Here is a 1,913-nt window from a genome sequence, read left to right as displayed (position 1 = left end):
GTTGAGTAGACCCGCCGGTTACCCAGACGGGCCCCTCCTCAGAACCGGACGTGCGGAACTACCGCATCCGGCTCCCGACAGATCAGTGTCCCCACACATATTCAGCGAGTCCAGAGTATTGATCGGGTTTTCCATTTCGTTGGATAACCCAGCATTTTCAAGATCAGATTCAGCTTTTTCCACGTCAGTCGGCGACGACCCCCTTTACGGTTGAACCATCTATAGATTATTCGCATACTTTGGTAGATAAACTGCCCAACTCGTCTCTGGTTATCAGATATGCCGTGATAGTTTATCCAGCCTCTGATCACTCTGATGACGGTATTCAGGATTTGCCGTTTGTCGGTACTCAGATTCTTCCATAGAAAGTCCCTGAGTCCCTTCAATTTAGCGGCGAAACGGTCTTTTCGGCTGGTAAATTTCAGTCGCCAGAAACCCTTTCGCGTTTTCCCCCAATAGCAGGTAAATCCCAGAAAATTGAACGTTGGCAAGCGTTTTCCTGACTGGTTAGCTCGCATTGCTGCAATGTGACCCGCAGGAATTAATTGCGATTTGTCTTCATGCAACTCCAAGCCGTACTTATTCAGTCTCTTAGGTAATACCTTGTAGAAACGTTTAGCTTCACTGGGATACTGGAAAGTAAACACCATGTCATCAGCATACCTCACCATCTCTGCCCGTCCATGTATATAGGAACGGCTGATTTCATCAAACCATTCGTCTATCACATGATGCAGGTAGATATTGGCCAGCACCGGCGACAGGATTGAACCTTGCGGACACCCACGCACATTGCTGGATGTCTCTTTACCCACTATGACGGGCGCCGTGATTAATACCTCGATCAATCTGAGGAAACGGCGATCTGATATTTTCTTCCGAAGTAAATTCATCAGCTCATCATGAGGTATCATGTTGAAATACTTTCGGATGTCAATTTCCACTACGGCACCATTCCAGTTACGGAGTGTTTGCTGCTGTAGCGTCTTTAATGCCGCATGACAATTTAATCCCGGCCGAAAACCGTAAGAGCTAGGCATAAACATCGGTTCATAGATCCGGCTGAGGATATCACTGACCGCAAGCTGGATAAGTTTGTCCTCTGTGCACGAAATCGCTAAAGGTCGTTTACTGCCGTCTTCTTTTGGGATCTCGGTGACTCTGGCGGCTTTCGGGTGGTACGTCCCTCTGCGTATTCGCAAAATGAGATTATGAATATTCTCATCAAGGTGTTCACCGTAAGCGGCTTTTGTCATGCGATCAATACCCACAGCTTTACTCCCGTCAAGCCGCAGGAATTGCCCTTTAAGCATGTCACTGTTTAACAGGTGCCCCAAGTTATTGAACACCCGTTGTTTGTTACCTGCTGATTTCTCGCCTATACGCTCAAGTTTTGTTAACCATGATAGTCCGTCGTTGCTGTGTACGGTCATTGTTGCCCTCTTACGTTCGATCTGTCTGCCAGCCCTTCGCTCCACGGTCATTACTCGCTTCATTACTACTATGGCTGACTCCGACTTCCGGAAAGCCATTTCTGTGGCCTTGTGTTTGGCACTTGTGCCACAGATACCCAGTTCCTCAGGGAACCCTCCGGATCTCCTGTGTTCCGTCATTCATCTCTGCAAACTCGCTGACGCCTGCGCCCCCGGTGGTTGGTTTCCTTTGGCAATTTGCCAGTATGGCCTCCGGTAACCTGTTGCCTGCCAGGTGCTCCAACCTGTCGGCTCCCACAATTAGTTCCATTTCGGGGGTATCACGTTCACCCTTTGGTTTCGGCTCGAATGCTTCGCTGTCTACGCTTCACCCTCCAAGTTACCCAGGACGGCGCAAGACTCGCTATCCGGTGGCACTGGCTATGCCTTCCGGAGCAGGACTTTCACCTGCAAGATAAATGCAGCTTTTCACAGCGCACG

Annotated in this window: 2 protein-coding genes; one reads left to right on the top strand and one right to left on the bottom strand. The window is 49.3% G+C overall.

The features are described from left to right. Positions 1–101: 101 nt before the first annotated feature. Complete coding sequence (ltrA, locus tag C5470_RS21685) at positions 102–1,433, bottom strand: group II intron reverse transcriptase/maturase (RefSeq protein ID WP_166291861.1); 1,332 nt, start codon at positions 1,431–1,433, stop codon at positions 102–104. Positions 1,434–1,555: 122 nt separating this feature from the next. On the opposite strand from ltrA, the gene C5470_RS22575 reads away from it, so the two are divergent. Beyond that, positions 1,556–1,891 carry a hypothetical protein gene (locus C5470_RS22575; RefSeq protein ID WP_131818765.1) on the top strand — a complete coding sequence of 112 codons (336 nt, stop codon included), beginning with the start codon at positions 1,556–1,558 and terminating at the stop codon, positions 1,889–1,891. Positions 1,892–1,913: the final 22 nt, after the last annotated feature.

The sequence above is a fragment of the Photorhabdus stackebrandtii genome (assembly GCF_011189495.1).
GTDB lineage: Bacteria > Pseudomonadota > Gammaproteobacteria > Enterobacterales > Enterobacteriaceae > Photorhabdus > Photorhabdus khanii.
Note: the sequence above shows the minus strand (reverse complement) of the source record. Positions and strands in the feature narration are given on the sequence as shown.

Bases quoted from the DNA above. Each gene is read 5' to 3' on its own strand.
- ltrA (WP_166291861.1), bottom strand. From the start codon at position 1,433: ATGACCGTACACAGCAACGACGGACTATCATGGTTAACAAAACTTGAG.